The sequence below is a fragment of the Cellvibrio sp. ATLC23 genome (genome assembly GCF_057196725.1).
On record NZ_JBXUOS010000003.1, the window covers coordinates 360,866 to 377,998 of the forward strand.

The following is a 17,133-nucleotide window of genomic DNA, read 5'->3' on the forward strand; positions in this document are numbered from 1 at the left end:
TTGTCGCCAAATACATCTAGATATTACAAAGCATTACAGTGTTTTTGTGATTGGCGTCAAATAACACCTACAAAAAAAGCGCCAATGGGCGCTTTTTTTGTAATAAGTGGAATCAGTTAATTGCTGTGCGCAAAACGTTTACGCAAGACAAACAACACACCAAAGGCAACGATCAATACACCAGGAATCATAGCAAGACTCTGCAGTGTCGCTTGCCCCGCAACCAGCTCGACTGCATCGCCGGTAACGCCACTTTCAATTGCCTCCTTCTTAGCAGCATCCAACCAACTGCCAATTACCGGATTCCATAAAAACACAGAGAACATACCCGCACCGCCCATCAGCGACATTCCCAAAGCGCCGGTTTTTGCCGTGTATTCACTAGTAAAACCGATCATAGTTGGCCAGAAATAGGTGACGCCCAACGCAAATACCGCCGCTGAGACATAAATCATGTAGCCCGATGCCTGACTCAATAACACCAAGCCGATGGTAGTCACAATCGCAGAAATCACCAATACACCAGCAGGATTAAACGCATGCACGAGTGGACCTGCAAAAAAACGCCCAAGTGCCATCAAACCTGCAGTGAGCGCTAACACCATCATAGGATGGACATCAGACGACTCAAAAATGCGCCCCACCCACTGCTGTGCTCCAAATTCCGAAATGGCGGTCATGGTCATACACAACATCATAAACAGGAACAAAGGCGAGATAAGCGCTTTGACATTGGCCGCAGTTGAAGTCTCAGAGTTCTCCATTTTCGGGAAAGTCTGACCAAAAATCATCGCCCCATAAATAAAGGTTGGGATAATCATAATGGCAATTTGCATCTGCCAGCCCAAGCCAAGCTTGGTCATGAGCGCTGACACCAAAGAGCCAATCACAATACCGCCGGGAAACCAGACATGGAATTTATTGAGCATGGCGGTTTTGCGCGTGTGATAAATATCGGCAATCAATGGATTACAAGCAGCCTCAACGGAGCCGTTAGCAAAGCCGATAAAAAAACTCGACAGCAACAGTGTCCAGAAACCGCCAGCAGTAATGGTCAAAACCAGCCCCAGCAGATGGCAGAAAAATGCCAGATACATCAGGGTGCGAGCGCCCACATAGTTATAAATAAATCCACCAAACAACATCGCAATGGGAAAACCAAAAAACGCCATGCCGTTGATCCAGCCCAACTCAGTATTGTTAAAGTTAAATTTAACGCTGAGCTCACTCAAAATACCGGCGCGAATCGCGAAGGTCATCGCCGTCACAATCAGCGCAACACAACAGGCGGTAAATAGCCGCTGTGGATTAATGGTTACAGTGGAAGTGGTCATCATTGTTATACCTTTTGTTATTGTTAATCACACAGAAAAAAATATTACGCCAGCGGCGTCCAAACACCATCGCGCTGGGATGAGGTTAGCACGGCTTGGATAAAGCGCATACCTTCCACACCTGTGTCTATATCCGGCACCCAGTGTTGTAGAAAATGGGTTTCACCTTGCTGACGCGCGACCAAAATATCGGCGATGTCTTTATACAAATTCGCAAAGCCTTCGAGATAACCTTCTGGATGACCGCCCGGTGTACGCATCCCGCGCGCGGCAATATCGCTACCTATATCACCACGACGGGTGAAGCGCTGACGCGGTTTATTTAATTCGCCAAACCACAATTCATTAGGATTTTCCTGCGCCCATTCGATCCCGGCTTTTTCACCGTAAACGCGAATGCGCAAACCATTTTCACAACCCGGCGCAACCTGACTTGTCCACAACATACCTTTGGCGCCACCATCAAAACGCAGCAGCGCATGCACGTTGTCATCCACCGGGCGGCCTTCAACAAAACTGGTCAGGTCCGCGCTCACTGCACTGAGTTTTTGTTGCGTAATAAAACGCGCAAGTTGAAATGCGTGCGTGCCTATATCACCCAAACAACCTGCAGCACCGGAACGTGCGGGATCAGTGCGCCATGAGGCTTGTTTGTTATCGTCCGCCGCCGCTTCCGTTAACCACTCTTGCGGATATTCCACTTGCACTACGCGGATTTTGCCGAGTTTGCCCTGCTCCACTAATTCACGAGCGTATCGCACTAATGGATAAGCGCTGTAGTTATGCGTGAGCGCAAAAAAGCAGCCGCTCTTTTTTACTATCTGCTCCAACTCCAACGCTTCTTCCAAAGTGCGTGTCACTGGCTTATCGCAAATCACATCCACGCCCGCTTCCAAACAAGCTTTAGCAACGGGAAAGTGCATGTGATTAGGTGTAACGATTACAACAGCTTGAATGCCATCGGCACGTGTTTTTTCTACGCGCAGCATTTCTTCATAAGAGGTGTAAGCGCGATCCGCAGCGATATGTAAATCGGCCGCTGAAGCTTTGGCATTTTCCGGATTAGCTGAAAGCGCACCGGCAACCAATTCAAAACGATCATCCATACGCGCGGCGATACGATGCACTGCACCAATAAATGCACCGCGACCACCACCAACCATGGCATAACGAATTCGTGGAGTTGTCATAGAGTTGCTCCTTATTTTTATAAACCGAGGATTCGGCGATTCTTGACTTCATCAACACCGCTTTTAGCAAAATCATCAAATGCGCGCTCAGTCACTTTAATAATATGTTGCTGAATAAACGGCGCACCTTCTGCTGCACCTACCTCTGGGTGTTTCAAACAACATTCCCATTCCAACACCGCCCAACCGTCGTAATCGTAAGCGGCGAACTTGGAGAAAATTTGTTTGAAATCCACTTGGCCATCGCCGAGTGAACGGAAGCGGCCAGCGCGATCTACCCAGCTTTCATAACCGCCGTACACGCCCTGCTGTGCAGTGGGATTAAATTCCGCATCTTTTACATGGAACATTTTAATGCGCGCGTGATAGCGGTCGATAAACGCCAAGTAATCGAGCTGCTGCAACACAAAATGGGATGGATCAAACAAAATATTCGCGCGTGGATGATTATCTACCGCCGCGAGGAAGCGCTCGAACGTTGCGCCGTCATGCAGGTCTTCACCCGGGTGAATTTCGTAGCAGACATCCACACCGGCTTTATCAAACGCATCCAAAATCGGCAGCCAGCGATTCGCCAACTCTTCAAAACCTTTCTCTACCAAACCAGCAGGGCGCTGTGGCCAGGGGTACAAATAGGGCCAGAGCAACGCGCCAGAAAAAGTGGCGTGCGCAGTGAGGCCAAGATTTTTACTCGCCTGAGCTGCAAACATTAATTGCTCCACCGCCCAAGCTTGACGCGCTTTGGGATTACCACGAACCGATTCGGGCGCAAAGCCATCAAACATATCGTCATAGGCAGGGTGAACCGCCACCAATTGGCCTTGCAGGTGCGTTGATAACTCCGTCGCTACCAAGCCGTGTTTCGCTAGCGTCGCCTGAAACTGAGCACAGTATTCAGGGCTTTTCGCCGCCTGCTCCAAGTCAAATACGCGCGCGTCCCAAGTGGGAATCTGCACGCCTTTAAAGCCCAAACTCGCCACCCATCCGGCAATGGCGTCAAGGCTGTTAAAGGGTGCTTCATCACCTAAAAATTGGGCGAGAAAGATGGCGGGACCTTTGAGGGTTTTCATAGCGTTTCTCCGAGCAGTGGCAGAACTTGGGATTTTTAATTATTGGCTTTGCAACCTACATGCAGGGCGCAAGGCGACAATTATCAGATTTATTATTTCAGGCGCAAGACTTTATGCCATGTCGCCCTAGGGCGCGATACTAGAAACAGTTATTTACACTTCTTATAACCATTGGCTGCGCAGGCCGCCGCCAATGGCTTGAGAATAGAACAATTTATTGCAAGGCAGCCAGTATCACTGGAAATGACACCTCCGCCAGCGCACCAAACGCGTGATGTGATTTCAGCGTGGAGCGGCTAGTCGCTGGGCTGGGTAAACCGCACAGGAACCGCGCCAATTGGCGCGGTTGGCGCAATACCGCGAGACCTTCGCTGTTAAGATTAGCGATCAAGCTTTGCTGTACCGTGGTAAGCGGTGCTGCAGCAGATAAATTAACCGGTGCCGGTGCAGTGCTGCGGCAGTGATTACAAATGCCGCAGGGCTGCGCGCTGGCCTCGCCAAAATATTGCATCAACTGCTGGCTTAAACAGGCGGGATTATTGGCAAACGCAAGCACGCTGTGAATGCGTTTGATATCGCGCGCTTCGCGTTCAGCAAATAAGGTATTTAAATGTTCGCACAGCGCAGCAATTTGTTCGGGCGATTTGACCGTCTGATTATTCTTGTAGCCCTGGCGCAAATTGGCGACAGTTAATTCGATCCAACCTTTCTCGGCAATGTAATCCAGTGCTCTGGTGATACGTTCTTTGGATTCATTTAATTGCAGTGGGATGGTGAGCATATCTAGCGATAGCCATTTTCTGCCCATGCGTCCAGCGGCAAACAACTGCTGTAAAAACGCGGCGCGATCTGCATCAAATTGGGAGAGGATAAATTGTTTATCCTGAATGAAATTGACTTTGTATTCAGTGTAAAACGGACTCTGCGCGCTAATCACATGTTGCAGCTCAAGATAGGTGAGCGCGGTATTTAATACCAGCGGACGCAAATCAAATTGGTTGGATAATTCGTAAGTGGAAATATCAAACACATCATCAAACGCGAGCAAGTGCTGAACCAGCGCGCGCAAACCCTCCGCCGTAGGTGTATCGCCGTAGGTGAAGTTTTCCAATACACGAATATCATCACCCACTGCCAACATTTCACACAGCGACGGATTGCCATCGCGGCCGGCGCGGCCAATTTCTTGCACATAGTTTTCAATCGATTTAGGCAAATTGAAATGGTACACCGCGCGGATATTGCTTTTATCTATCCCCATACCAAAGGCGATGGTCGCCACCACAATCGGTACTTCACCGCTCATAAATTGGCTTTGCACTTGCTCGCGCTCATCGTCTTTTAAACCAGCGTGGTAATGCGCAGCATTCAAGCCCGCTACGTTAATTGCTGCAGCAACTTCTTCTGCAGTTTTTTGCAGGGTGACGTAAATAATGGTGGCGGCATCACGCGGGTGTTTATGCAAACGGGCGAGCAATAAATCCATGCGCGATTCGGCCGTGCAAGGCGTAACGCGCAATTGCAGATTCGGGCGCGCGAAGCTGGTTTGAATATGGTGCTCAGGTTGTATCGCAAACTGTTTGCAAATATCAGCCGCGACACTCGGGGTTGCAGTAGCGGTTAAGGCAAGCACGCGACCGACGCGCAATTTTTTGGCGAGATCGGCGAGCAGCAAATAATCCGGGCGAAAATTGTGGCCCCACTCGGAAATACAGTGGGCCTCATCAATCGCTAATAAACTAATATTTAAATGGCTGAGCCGCTGCACAAAACGCTCGTTCTTTAAACGCTCGGGCGACACGTATAACAACTTCAAACTGCCATCTTGCAGCGCTGCATAAATCGCTTGGGTTTCATCTTTACCGAGCGATGAATCCAACCGCGCGGCGTTAATACCCAACGCCTGTAATGCATCGACTTGATCCTTCATCAACGCAATCAGCGGCGATACCACCAGCGTTAAACCTTCAAGCAGTAATGCGGGCAATTGATAACAGAGACTTTTGCCGCCGCCCGTGGGGAATACGGCAAGCGCCGACTGCCCATGCAAAAGCGCGGTGATTACCGCCTCCTGGCCCGCGCGAAATGCGGGTAATTTAAACGTATTATTTAACAGTGTTACAGGTGTAGTCATAATGGTTTCCGTTGTCTTTAATTTATCTTCCATGATGATTTGAGGGCTATACAATCCCTCTGGCTTTATTTAGAGGGATTGCAAGATCAAGCTTAGATGAAATTTAATAACTAACGCAAACGCTTCACCAATTCCACGCGGCGATTTTTTTGTTTGCCTGCATCGCTGGTGTTATTGGATGCTGGCGCGTAAGGGCCAACACCCTGTGCTTGCAAACGGCTGCTTGCAACTTGGTAATCTTTTACCAATGCCGCAACGACTGAATCGGCGCGCTGTTTGGATAAAGTTACGTTAGCTGCGCCGTCGCCCGTGTCATCGGTATGACCAACCACATAGAGCAACAAATCCGGATTGCGTTTTAATAATTCGGCGATGGCATCCAGCGTAGGTTTTGACTCGGTTTTTATCTCTGCCTTGCCGGTATCAAAATAGATACCGTAAATCAGCGCTTTGCCTTCCGCATCGATTTGCTGTTTTAAACCATCAGCATTTACATTTACCAAACCGGTTTGCACCGCTTTCTCTTGCACTACAACCTGCTGTACAGCGACCTGTGATTCATACGCACCAATGAATAGGGCGATATAAACATTACCAGTGGGTAGAGTTTTTTTAGCTAACAGATAATAGGGTTTTCGATACCAATTATACACATCGCCGGATAAGGCCACTTGATCACCCAGGTCATTCACTTGCTTTTCAGTCCCACAAGCCTCCAGCTCACACTGGGAAATAAAATTAAAGCCAGCATTGGTTAATGCGGTTTTGTAGTTTTCATATACTTTTAAAGTTGAAACATTTTCAACTGTATAGGTGTGCCTGGTTAAATCGCCGGTTAGCTGCAGTGGTGCTTTTTCCGTTGCATTAGCTGCAAACGGAATTTTTACCGTCTCAGTATCTACTTTTTTATGACCGTAAATTTTTGCCCCAGGGTAGCGCGGTAGCATAGAGTTATCTTCTGCTTTCTCTTTTTCTGACAGCGGCTCAACATGCGCTACTGCTTGCCCCGCGTAAGCAGCATCCACTTTAATCAAACCCGTTTCAAGCGATTCAGTTTCGACAATCACCTGCTGCACATTGACTGTATCTTCATAGGCGCCCACAAACCAAGCCGCCACCACCTTCCCTTTAGGCGAGTCTTTTTCACCGACCCAATAATAAGGATTGCGGTAGTTGTTATACACACTTCCACTGATTGCCAGCTTTCCACCAAGAGCTTTGGCATCCCGCTCTGCCCCGCAGGCATCTAACGCACAAACAAAAATTTCCTTGAAGCCTAATTGCTTAGCTGCGGCCAAATAATTCTCATATACCTTCAATGATGAAACATTTCTTATCTCATAAGTGTGGCGATAGAGATCCCCTATCAGCGCCAGTGGTGTGAATGTTTCGGGGTCAGACTCACCATTTACTGCAGACACCGGCAAAGTGAATTTTTCATAATCGATCATTTGCCCATAATTAATACTGGCTTGAGGATACGCGGAAAATAGCGGGTGATCCTTGTCATAACCCGCATATAACGGCTGACTGAATAAGGCCAAAGAAAACGACAAAAACGATAAGGTGCGAAGCAGCATAACAACTCCTTGATTCATTTGCAGTGAGGGACAAACGCGAGAACGGCAACAGAAAGATTGCAAGACTAACCACTAAAGCTGAACAAACGATGAACTGGAATCACAAAAGCCGTTTTTTAAAGTGAACAAACGCCACCGAGTGATAAGTGGCGTTATTTAACAGCGCATATGACTTAGCACTGAACCACTTTGGTTTTAGCAACCAAGTCATGAATGCAGCGTTTTTCTTTAGTAAAGATAAAGAGAATGTTAATTAGATTAAAAAGCTGGCCAACAAAGGGAACTTGCCCAGGTAAAAAATAGACTGCGTAGCGAACGAGTAAGTGCGACTGAAAAGCAGGAACGTTGCCGTTTAGATCAACAATTTTTATTTCCAGAACCTTTTTGCCCACAGTCTGACCATTAGTAACTAAAGAGCGATAGTTAATAATGAAGAATATAACAACGCCCAACACACCCATAGCCAAGGAATAAACAAATCCAGGCTGACGCCCATCCATTACACCATCAAAACCACCAGTCAAATACATCACAGGAAGCACAATAATCATCATGATTATCGAGTCAATCAACGATGCCCCCAAGCGCGCCCAGCGCGACGCCAACGGCTTTTCACTGTCATCTACTTGATCGACTAATTGTGATTGCGGGGTGCTGTAAACATTATTGTCAGTCATAAAAGCTCCTGTTTCTATTTTATTAATGCAATATGTGCTTTTAGTTAGCACTCAGAACTATAGCGAGAATCAGCAAGGTTGAGAAGGCACAGGAAATTTCAAACTGAATGGGTATTGCGATGGGCTTAGCAAACTCGCCATTTTGGCCCCAATACCGCCACCACTTTGCCACCACGCGGCAATTCGCCTGCAAAAATCACCACACCATAGGTAGTCGATAAAACGGGCGTATTCATCTTGCCAAAAATATCAATTCCCTTGTGCACCCCGGATTTTCCCCAAGGCTCAAACCAAAATGATTTTGCATTCCAATCTTTTGCAGTTGCGTCTTGTACAGGGATTTTGGGTAATTCAGGCAGGAATAAAATGATTACGAAAATTGCGAGAAAGATTTTTAACGCTTTGCGTTTTTTGGTCATGGCAGTTTGCCTGTTATTTTTGTAGGTTGGCGCTGAGCGCAGCGATGCCCAACATGAATATCAATAAAAAAGCCGATTCTCTCGAATCGGCTTTTTAGATTTAAATATTACTTACTCATTAAAAAATTTCTTAACCCCATCAAACCAACTTGACTGCTTTGGTGAATACTTTCCACCTTTCATCGTGGACTGGAATTCTTTAAGCAATTCTTTTTGCTTGTTGGTGAGACCAACCGGGGTTTCAACTACTACACGGCAGAGCAAATCACCTACACCGCCACCGCGCACTGGCGTTACACCTTTGCCGCGCAGTTTAAACAGTTTGCCGGTTTGGGTTTCTGCCGGAACTTTTAATTTTACGCGGCCATCGAGCGTGGGAACTTCCAATTCACCGCCGAGTGCTGCATCGACAAAATCAATCGGGACTTCGCAATATAAATCGGCGCCGTCGCGTTTAAAAATATTGTGCTCACGCACATGCACTTGTACATACAAGTCGCCACTTGGGCCGCCGTCTGCACCCGCTTCACCTTCGCCGGATAAACGAATACGGTCGCCAGTATCCACACCTGCTGGCACTTTAACGGAAAGCGTTTTGGTTTCTTCTACGCGACCTTGGCCGTGACACGATTTACACGGATCAGAAATAATAGTGCCGCGCCCGCGACAGGTTGGGCAGGTTTGTTGTACCGAGAAAAAGCCCTGCTGCATACGCACTTGGCCGTGACCGCCGCAAGTGGTACAGGTTACGGGTTTACTGCCCGGTTTTGCACCGGAACCATCACAAGGTTTACAGCTTACCAGGGTGGGAATTTTAATTTGTACGCTGGTGCCTTTAACGGCTTCTTCCAAACTCAGCTCAAGGTTGTAGCGCAGATCGGAACCGCGCGCTGGGCCTCCGCGACCACCACGTCCGCCGCCGCCAAAAATATCGCCGAACACATCGCCAAAAATATCGCTGAAATTATTAAAGCCAGCGCCGCCGCCCATGCCCGCTTGACCATCTACACCCGCGTGACCGTGACGATCATAAGCAGCGCGTTTATTGTCGTCGGACAATACTTCGTAGGCTTCGTTAGCTTCTTTGAATTTTTCTTCCGCAGAAGGATCATCCGGATTTCTGTCCGGATGGAATTTCATCGCCACACGGCGGTAAGCTTTTTTCAATTCTGCTGCGTCTACATTTTTTTTGACGCCGAGGACTTCGTAGTAATCGCGTTTAGCCATGGTTACACCGATAGTAGAAATGTGTTTTACATTTCAAATAAAATTTCATCGTAGCCCGTATGGAACCTAGCGGAATACGGGGTTGATCATTTAAAACATGCCCCGCATTTCGTTAAATTCCATACGGGCTACATTTGCCAGATTCTTACAAGACAAATGCGGGCAAGCCCGCATTTGTTTTTCGCTTTTCGTTTTTGTTCCTCCCCTTTAACAAGGGGGAGGCCAGGAGGGGGTTAGCTCAAAAAAAAACCCACCCCGACCCTCCCCTTGTTAAGGGGAGGGAGAGTAGGACTTACTTGTCTTCTTTCACTTCTTCAAATTCAGCATCGACTACGCCGTCATCTGCTGCTTTGCTGTTGCCACCCGCTTGTTGTGCGCCAGCACCAGCACCGGCTGCTTGTTGTTCGGCATAGAGTTTTTGCGCGAGTGAACCAGACGCTTCAGTTAACTTGGTGGTCGCCGCTTCGATTTTTGCCAAGTCTTCTGATTTAGCCGCTTCGCGACCTTCAGTCAGCGCTGCTTCGATGGCTGATTTCTCATCGGCAGTGGCTTTATCGCCCGCATCTTTCAAGGTTTTTTCAGTTGCGTGAATCAAACCTTCCAAGGTGTTGCGCGCGGTGACAACCTCAGCAAACTTGCGGTCAGCATCGGCGTTAGCTTCTGCATCTTTAATCATTTGCTGAATTTCGTCGTCGCTCAAACCAGAAGACGCTTTAATTACGATGGACTGCTCTTTGCCAGTTGCTTTGTCTTTTGCACTTACGTTCAAAATACCGTTGGCGTCGATGTCAAAGGTCACTTCGATTTGTGGCATACCGCGTTGCGCCGGTGGAATATCGCTCAGGTCAAAACGGCCGAGTGATTTGTTTTGCGACGCCTGTTTACGCTCACCTTGCACTACGTGAATGGTTACTGCAGTTTGGTTGTCATCCGCAGTCGAGAAAATTTGCGATTTCTTGGTAGGAATCGTGGTGTTTTTATCGATCAACGGAGTTGCAACGCCACCCATGGTTTCAATACCAAGCGTCAATGGAGTTACATCCAACAACAATACGTTGGTGGTATCACCCGACAATACTGAACCTTGAATTGCCGCACCGATTGCCACAGCTTCATCAGGGTTTACATCTTTACGCGCTTCTTTACCGAAGAAATCAGCAACGGCTTTTTGCACCATTGGCATACGGGTTTGACCGCCGACCAAAATAACGTCGTCGATTTCACTCAGGGATTTACCTGAATCTTTAATCGCTTGTTTTACTGGCTCCATTGAGCGAGTTACCAAATCTTCAACCAGCGATTCGAGTTTCGCGCGAGTCAATTTAACAACCAAGTGCTTTGGACCCGTTGCATCAGCAGTGATGTACGGCAGGTTCACTTCGGTTTGCTGGCTGGATGACAATTCGATCTTGGCTTTTTCTGCCGCTTCTTTCAAACGTTGCAGCGCCAAAGGATCGTTGTGCAGATCGATACCGGTATCTTTCTTGAAGGTATCAGCCAGGAATTCGATCAAGCGCATATCAAAGTCTTCACCACCGAGGAAAGTATCGCCGTTGGTTGAAAGCACTTCGAATTGATGTTCGCCATCAACGTCAGCAATTTCGATAATTGAAATATCGAAAGTACCACCACCCAAGTCGTAAACCGCGATAGTGCGATCGCCTACACCTTTATCCAAACCGTACGCGAGTGCTGCAGCGGTTGGTTCGTTGATGATGCGTTTTACATCCAAGCCCGCGATACGGCCAGCATCTTTAGTTGCTTGACGCTGTGAATCGTTGAAGTAGGCCGGCACAGTAATTACCGCTTCGGTAACTGTCTCACCGAGATAATCTTCAGCGGTTTTTTTCATTTTCTTGAGCACTTCAGCAGAAATCTGTGGCGGTGCTTTTTTATCGCCTTTCACTTCTACCCATGCATCGCCGTTATCGGCCGCAACGATTTTATAGGGCACCATTTTGATGTCTTTTTGCACTACATCGTCTTTGAATTTACGGCCGATCAAACGCTTTACCGCAAACAATGTATTGTGCGGATTAGTCACTGCCTGACGCTTGGCGGATTGTCCAACCAGAATCTCATCGTCGTTGGTGAATGCAATAATGGACGGCGTAGTGCGATCGCCTTCGGCGTTTTCGATCACTTTTGGCTTGCCGCCTTCCAATACAGATACGCAAGAGTTGGTGGTACCCAAGTCAATGCCGATAATTTTGCCCATGGTGCTGCTCCTAAAAATGCTATGTGTTGCTGAGTACAATTACGCGAGAACTTGTACTGAATTGTTAGTTTCTTGCCCTAGTTAGCGCAGATCTGTGACGATTTGCGCTTAGTTGGCAGTTGTTTTCTATATTGGCGCGCAGGAAATTAATTCAAGCCCTGCGCACAAAAAATCCTTACTTTCTTTGTGGTTTCCAGCACGCCCTTTTGTTGCCCCGCGCGCGAAGACTTAGGGCGCTTTGGAAACAACCACCATCGCCGGGCGAACCAGACGACCGTGCAGGGTGTAACCTTTTTGGAAACAATTGAGCACGGTATTGGGCTCAACATCTGGGTTGGGCACGGCAGAAACCGCTTGATGTAAGTTGGGGTCAAACGGCTCACCTTCCGGGCTAACAGCAAGCACTTGATGACGCGCCAACGCATCAACAAAGGATTTGTGAGTTAACTGGATACCTTCAACCACAGCAGCAAACGCCTCATTGCTGGTATCTATAGCCGCTAGTGCGCGCTCCAAATTATCCACCACAGGAAGCAGGTCATTGACCATCTTCTCCAAGCCGAATTTATGAGCTTTTTCTACATCTTGCTCTGCGCGACGGCGGGCATTTTGCGCATCCGCTTGCGCGCGCAGGGTTTGCTCTTTGGCAGACTCGTAAGCTGCCGCCAAGCTCGCCAGCTGCGCCTGCAAAGCCTCCATGCTCGGCTCATTGGATGATGGTGCCTGCTCCGCTTCGCCTTCGGCGGCATTGTGCGGCTCGGCCGTATTTTGAATATCGTTGTAGTCTTGGGTTGACACTCTTTTCTCCACTCGCAGGTTGGGCAGATAACAGGAAAAACACTGCTCCGCTTGAATTACTGTGTGGGCTATATGGGGTTGGCACGAGGGGATTCAAGTTTTAATGTCAAAGTTTTTCTCAATGCTGCCGCAATAGTAAATATGTAAGTTTAATCAGTAGCAGCAGCGAATTAATGCCTATACTCAAATCTGGGATTCAGCGGGGCACCCCACCCGGTTGAGACCAGAATAAAATAGGCAAAACGCACAAAGCAGAAGCAAAAACAAAGGGTTATGCACCAAAAAAGACGAGCCCGTAGCGCTTCAATTACTGAAAACCGAAAACCGCACTTATGCCGCCAAAAACCAGTTGACAACGTTGTCTTGTGCGCATAATGTCGATTGTTACTTGTTTATTACTTAGCCACTCCCAGGGGGCACAATGTCACTTCGCATCAAAATTTGGATCGTCTCTGCTCAAATTCTAATTGGCCTACTGGGAATTATGCTGATTGGCCTGTATACCGTGCGCTATTCCAGTGGTCAGGACAATGAGGCGCGCGTAGAACAACTGCTGAATAGCACCTATTCCACCGTGATTCAGATGGAACAGATGGCGGCACGCGGTGAAATGGATGATGAAACCGCTAAAAAAATCGCCACCACGCTGCTGCGCAACAATATTTATCACAAATCGGAATACGTATACGTCGCCGATGAGAAGCTTAATTTTGTCGCCGCGCCACTCGACCCGCAAATCCACGGCACCAGCTTTCATGAATTCAAAGATGGCAATGGCCGCAGCGTGGGCGAAATTCTGCTGAAAGCAGTCGGAAAAGCCAATGGCCAGCTCGCACGTTACAACTGGACCCAAAAACAAGCCGATGGGACGATTGAAGACAAACTTTCCATCGCCAAGCTCTCACCACGCTGGAGATGGGTGGTAGGCACCGGGATTGGTTTTAATGAAGTGAACGCTCGCTTTTGGGAGACCGCCAAGTGGCAACTCACTGTGTGCTTGCTGGTGATGCTGGCAATTGTAATACCAGTGGTGCTGTTCGCACGCAAGCTAGATCGCGGTTTGGGCGCCGAGCTGAAAGAGGTGTTAATTCTGGTACGCGCCGTGGCGAGTGGTGACCTGACCGAACGCAATGCCCATCAAGCACCGGAAGATAGTATTTACGGCTCCGTGGTCCGGATGCGCCACGCCTTGCGCGAAGTGATTGGCGGCATATCGCAAATGGTAGCGCGCCTGCATTCCATTAGTGACGATATAGTCCATAAAGCCGAAACCAGCACCGCAATGGCAGAAGATCAAAGCATCAATACCATTAAGATTGCCTCCTCTGCTGAAGAATTTAATATGCAGACTAAGGATGCAATGCAACAGGCCAAAGTCGCCACCAACCAGACCGATCATGCATCCAAAACGGCAACTCAAGGCCAGCAACTCATCTCCAATGCGGTAAATAGTTTTGTTGAAATCGACAACAGTGTGATTCAAACCCAAGGCAGCATTGATGACTTGGCCAACCGGATCAATAGTATTTCAGCCGTTATTTCGGTCATCAGCGAAGTCGCTAACCAAACCAACCTGTTGGCACTCAACGCCGCAATTGAAGCTGCTCGCGCTGGGGAACAAGGGCGCGGTTTTGCAGTGGTAGCCGATGAAGTTCGCCAACTGGCTCAACGCACTACCCAAGCAACCAGCGAGATAAGTGAGACTATTACCTCAGTACAGAACTCCAGCCGTGTCGCCAAACAAAACATGGATGACATGGTGATCCAACTCAAAGAGGGAATTGATCAAACCCGGCAAGGCGGTGAAATTGTGGAAAGCGTGCGCCACGAGACCGATGAAGTCGCCAAAATGGTGGCTCATATCGGCAGTTCACTCATCGAACACGTGCAGGCGAGCAGCTTAATTCTGGAATACGTCAGCCAGGTGGAGCAGTCATCCCTGGGCACCAAAGATGCTGCGCGCGGCACCTTGATGGCATCGCAACAGATTCGCGAAGCATCCGATGAGCTCAGCCGCCGCCTGGAAGGCTTTCGCTTGTAATAACATCGCTTTAATGCGGCGAGTTACTTGCCTCCCTTACGGCAATTACTGTATAAATAGCCAGACATTTAGTCACCCTAAGTGTCTGGCTATTTTATTGCTGCAACGCTTGCGAGGCGCCTATGCTCACTCACCTGAATATCCAAAATTTTACGCTGGTTGACCAACTCGATCTGGATATAAAGCCCGGTATGACAGTGATTACCGGTGAGACGGGCGCGGGAAAATCGATTGTGTTGGATGCGCTCGCGCTGACATTGGGTGACCGGGCTGAGGCTGACCGGGTACGTGCCGGGGCCAGCCGCGCCGACATTACCGCCACCTTTGACACCAGTGCGATCCCCAGTGCTCAAGAATGGCTGTTCAATATGGATTTGCAGCAACCTGACAACCCACAAGAATGCTTGTTACGCCGCCTGATCAATAACGAGGGCAAATCCAAATCCTATATCAATGGCCAACCCGTTACTTTGCAGCAATTACGCCTGTTGGGTGAAATGCTAATTGATATTCACAGCCAGCACGAACACCAATCGCTGCTGATTAAAGATACCCATCGCCGCCTGATCGACGAATTTGCCGGCCAAACCGACCTGGCCAAGCAGGTACGTCTTGCATTCCGCGAATGGCAGAGCCGTCTCGAACATTTTATCCACCTGCGCGATAACGCCGCCGATGTGAGCGCGCGCTTCCAGTTGCTTAGCTATCAATTTAATGAACTGGAGCAGCTAGGTTTGCAGCCAGGTGAGCTGGCAAAACTGGAAACGGAGCAGCGCAGCCTTGCCAATGCCGAAGAAATATTGCACGGCAGCCAACAGCTAGTTGCTTTTTGCAGCGACGACGAGCAGGGCTTGAGCGTCAACCTGCATCGCGCCTTACACATACTACGCAATTTGCCAGAGAAGTCGCAGGCGCTGCAGACCGCAGAAGAGCTGCTGACCAGCGCCCAGATTCAAGTCGAAGAAGCGCAGCACGAAATTGATCGCCATATTGATAGTTTTAATCTCGATCCGGAGCGCCTGAAGTTGGTGGAAGATCGCCTCTCGGCGATTTATGACTTGGCGCGCAAGCACCGTATTCAACCGGAAGAACTGCCCGCATTTATCGACAAACTCAGCGCTGAACTGGAACAGTTGCAAGGCGGCGATGGCAAACTCGACCAGCTCGCAAAACAAGTCGAACAGGCTGAAAAAGCCTATCGCCAACTGGCGGAACAACTCTCCGCCAAGCGCAGCAAAGCGGGCACCAGTCTCGCCAAACAAGTTAATGAGCAACTCAAGTTGCTGGCGATGACTAACGCTAATCTCAGTGTCAGCCTAATTCCACTCACCGAAAAACCCGGGCCTAATGGTTTGGAAGATGTGGAATTTCTCATCAGCACTAACCCCGGCCAGGCGCCGCGCCCACTGGCCAAAATCGCTTCGGGTGGAGAGCTGTCGCGTATCAGCCTGGCAATTCAGGTGATCACCGCGAAAACTTCCGCCACACCTACACTGGTATTTGATGAAGTCGATGTAGGCATTGGCGGTGCAACGGGCGATGTGGTCGGGCAGTTACTGCGGCAGTTAGGTGAGCGCGGGCAGGTGATTTGTGTTACCCACTTGGCGCAGGTGGCCAGCAAGGGGCATCAGCATTTGCAAGTGGTAAAAACCGCCAGCAAAAAAAGCGCAGAATCCACCTTGGTGGAACTGGAAGGGGAGGGCAAAGTAGAGGAGATTGCCCGCATGCTCGGCGGCCTAAAGATTACCGATCAATCACTGGCGCACGCGCGCGAAATGCTGGAGCTGTAGTGAGCTGGTATTCTCGCTAAGCATGTCGAATACCCGGAAAATAAAAAGGGCGCGATAAATCGCGCCCTCAAGCGGGTAACACAAATCAACGTTTTCTTTCATAAAGCACTAACGTTTACCGCATCTAACACTTGCTTTGCTACTTAAAAATACAAAAGCTACTTAAAACATCAACTTTTCTTGCACTAACGCTTCTTTCTCACATACAACACTAAACTGTGATCGGTCAGTTCGAAACCATACTCCGCTACAATACGCTTTTGCAAGGCTTCAATTTCATCATTATGGAACTCAATGATGTTGCCGGAATCTATATCAACCATGTGATCATGATGTTCACCGCGCGCCACTTCAAAAACTGAATGGCCGCCGTCAAAATTGTGCCTCACTACCAAGCCAGCGCTTTCAAATTGGGTTAAAACCCGATACACAGTCGCCAAACCTACATCATCACCCTGCTCCATCAGCGCTTTATAAACATCTTCCGCGCTCATGTGATGCTGTTCAGAGGATTCGAGCATTTGCAAAATTTTCACACGTGGCAAGGTCACTTTAAGACCCGCTTTGCGCAGTTCGTGGTTACCGTCTGCCATTATTTCCCCCAAACCCTTCTCAGTCTTCCTGTGGTTCGGGTATTATCCCCGTTCATTTTCGT

13 protein-coding genes are annotated in these 17,133 nt (G+C 48.7%); 2 read left to right on the forward strand and 11 right to left on the reverse strand.

Features of this window, described 5'->3' with window-relative positions:
- Positions 1-116: 116 nt before the first annotated feature.
- From AC2CG4_RS07175 to grpE, 10 genes are all read right to left on the reverse strand, one after another.
- Entirely contained in the window at positions 117-1,337 is a 1,221-nt protein-coding gene (locus AC2CG4_RS07175) for an MFS transporter (RefSeq protein WP_484485593.1), read from the reverse strand.
- Between the two features lie 41 nt (positions 1,338-1,378).
- Complete coding sequence (locus tag AC2CG4_RS07180) at positions 1,379-2,524, reverse strand: Gfo/Idh/MocA family protein (protein WP_484485594.1); 1,146 nt, start codon at positions 2,522-2,524, stop codon at positions 1,379-1,381.
- A gap of 17 nt (positions 2,525-2,541) precedes the next feature.
- Positions 2,542-3,594, reverse strand: coding sequence for a sugar phosphate isomerase/epimerase family protein (locus AC2CG4_RS07185; protein WP_484485595.1), 1,053 nt, complete (start codon positions 3,592-3,594; stop codon positions 2,542-2,544).
- A gap of 214 nt (positions 3,595-3,808) precedes the next feature.
- The gene (locus tag AC2CG4_RS07190) at positions 3,809-5,728 is read right to left on the reverse strand and encodes a RecQ family ATP-dependent DNA helicase (protein ID WP_484485596.1); all 1,920 of its coding nucleotides are present in this window, start codon (positions 5,726-5,728) and stop codon (positions 3,809-3,811) included.
- Positions 5,729-5,838: 110 nt separating this feature from the next.
- Entirely contained in the window at positions 5,839-7,308 is a 1,470-nt protein-coding gene (locus AC2CG4_RS07195) for an OmpA family protein (protein WP_484485597.1), read from the reverse strand.
- 173 nt (positions 7,309-7,481) lie between these two features.
- Positions 7,482-7,985, reverse strand: coding sequence for an RDD family protein (locus AC2CG4_RS07200; protein ID WP_484485598.1), 504 nt, complete (start codon positions 7,983-7,985; stop codon positions 7,482-7,484).
- Positions 7,986-8,110: 125 nt separating this feature from the next.
- Positions 8,111-8,404: a M23 family metallopeptidase gene (locus AC2CG4_RS07205; protein ID WP_484485599.1), complete on the reverse strand. Its 294-nt coding sequence runs from the start codon at positions 8,402-8,404 to the stop codon at positions 8,111-8,113.
- 111 nt (positions 8,405-8,515) lie between these two features.
- Entirely contained in the window at positions 8,516-9,631 is a 1,116-nt protein-coding gene (gene dnaJ, locus AC2CG4_RS07210) for a molecular chaperone DnaJ (protein ID WP_484485600.1), read from the reverse strand.
- Positions 9,632-9,923: 292 nt separating this feature from the next.
- Positions 9,924-11,849 (reverse strand): molecular chaperone DnaK, encoded by a 1,926-nt coding sequence (gene dnaK / locus AC2CG4_RS07215; RefSeq protein ID WP_484485601.1) that lies wholly within the window; start codon positions 11,847-11,849, stop codon positions 9,924-9,926.
- A 228-nt stretch (positions 11,850-12,077) separates the two neighbouring features.
- The gene (gene grpE, locus AC2CG4_RS07220) at positions 12,078-12,647 is read right to left on the reverse strand and encodes a nucleotide exchange factor GrpE (protein ID WP_484485602.1); all 570 of its coding nucleotides are present in this window, start codon (positions 12,645-12,647) and stop codon (positions 12,078-12,080) included.
- A 421-nt stretch (positions 12,648-13,068) separates the two neighbouring features.
- Between grpE and AC2CG4_RS07225 the strand changes: the two genes are divergently transcribed.
- Together AC2CG4_RS07225 and recN are read left to right on the forward strand one after the other, a co-directional pair.
- Positions 13,069-14,688 (forward strand): methyl-accepting chemotaxis protein, encoded by a 1,620-nt coding sequence (locus tag AC2CG4_RS07225; protein ID WP_484485603.1) that lies wholly within the window; start codon positions 13,069-13,071, stop codon positions 14,686-14,688.
- Positions 14,689-14,810: 122 nt separating this feature from the next.
- A complete protein-coding gene (gene recN, locus AC2CG4_RS07230) occupies positions 14,811-16,478 on the forward strand; it encodes a DNA repair protein RecN (RefSeq protein WP_484485604.1) in 1,668 nt (555 codons plus the stop codon).
- Between the two features lie 185 nt (positions 16,479-16,663).
- Here recN and fur read toward each other — a convergent pair whose 3' ends face one another.
- Positions 16,664-17,071, reverse strand: a complete 408-nt coding sequence (gene fur, locus AC2CG4_RS07235; protein ID WP_484485605.1) for a ferric iron uptake transcriptional regulator — start codon at positions 17,069-17,071, stop codon at positions 16,664-16,666.
- Positions 17,072-17,133 lie beyond the last annotated feature (62 nt).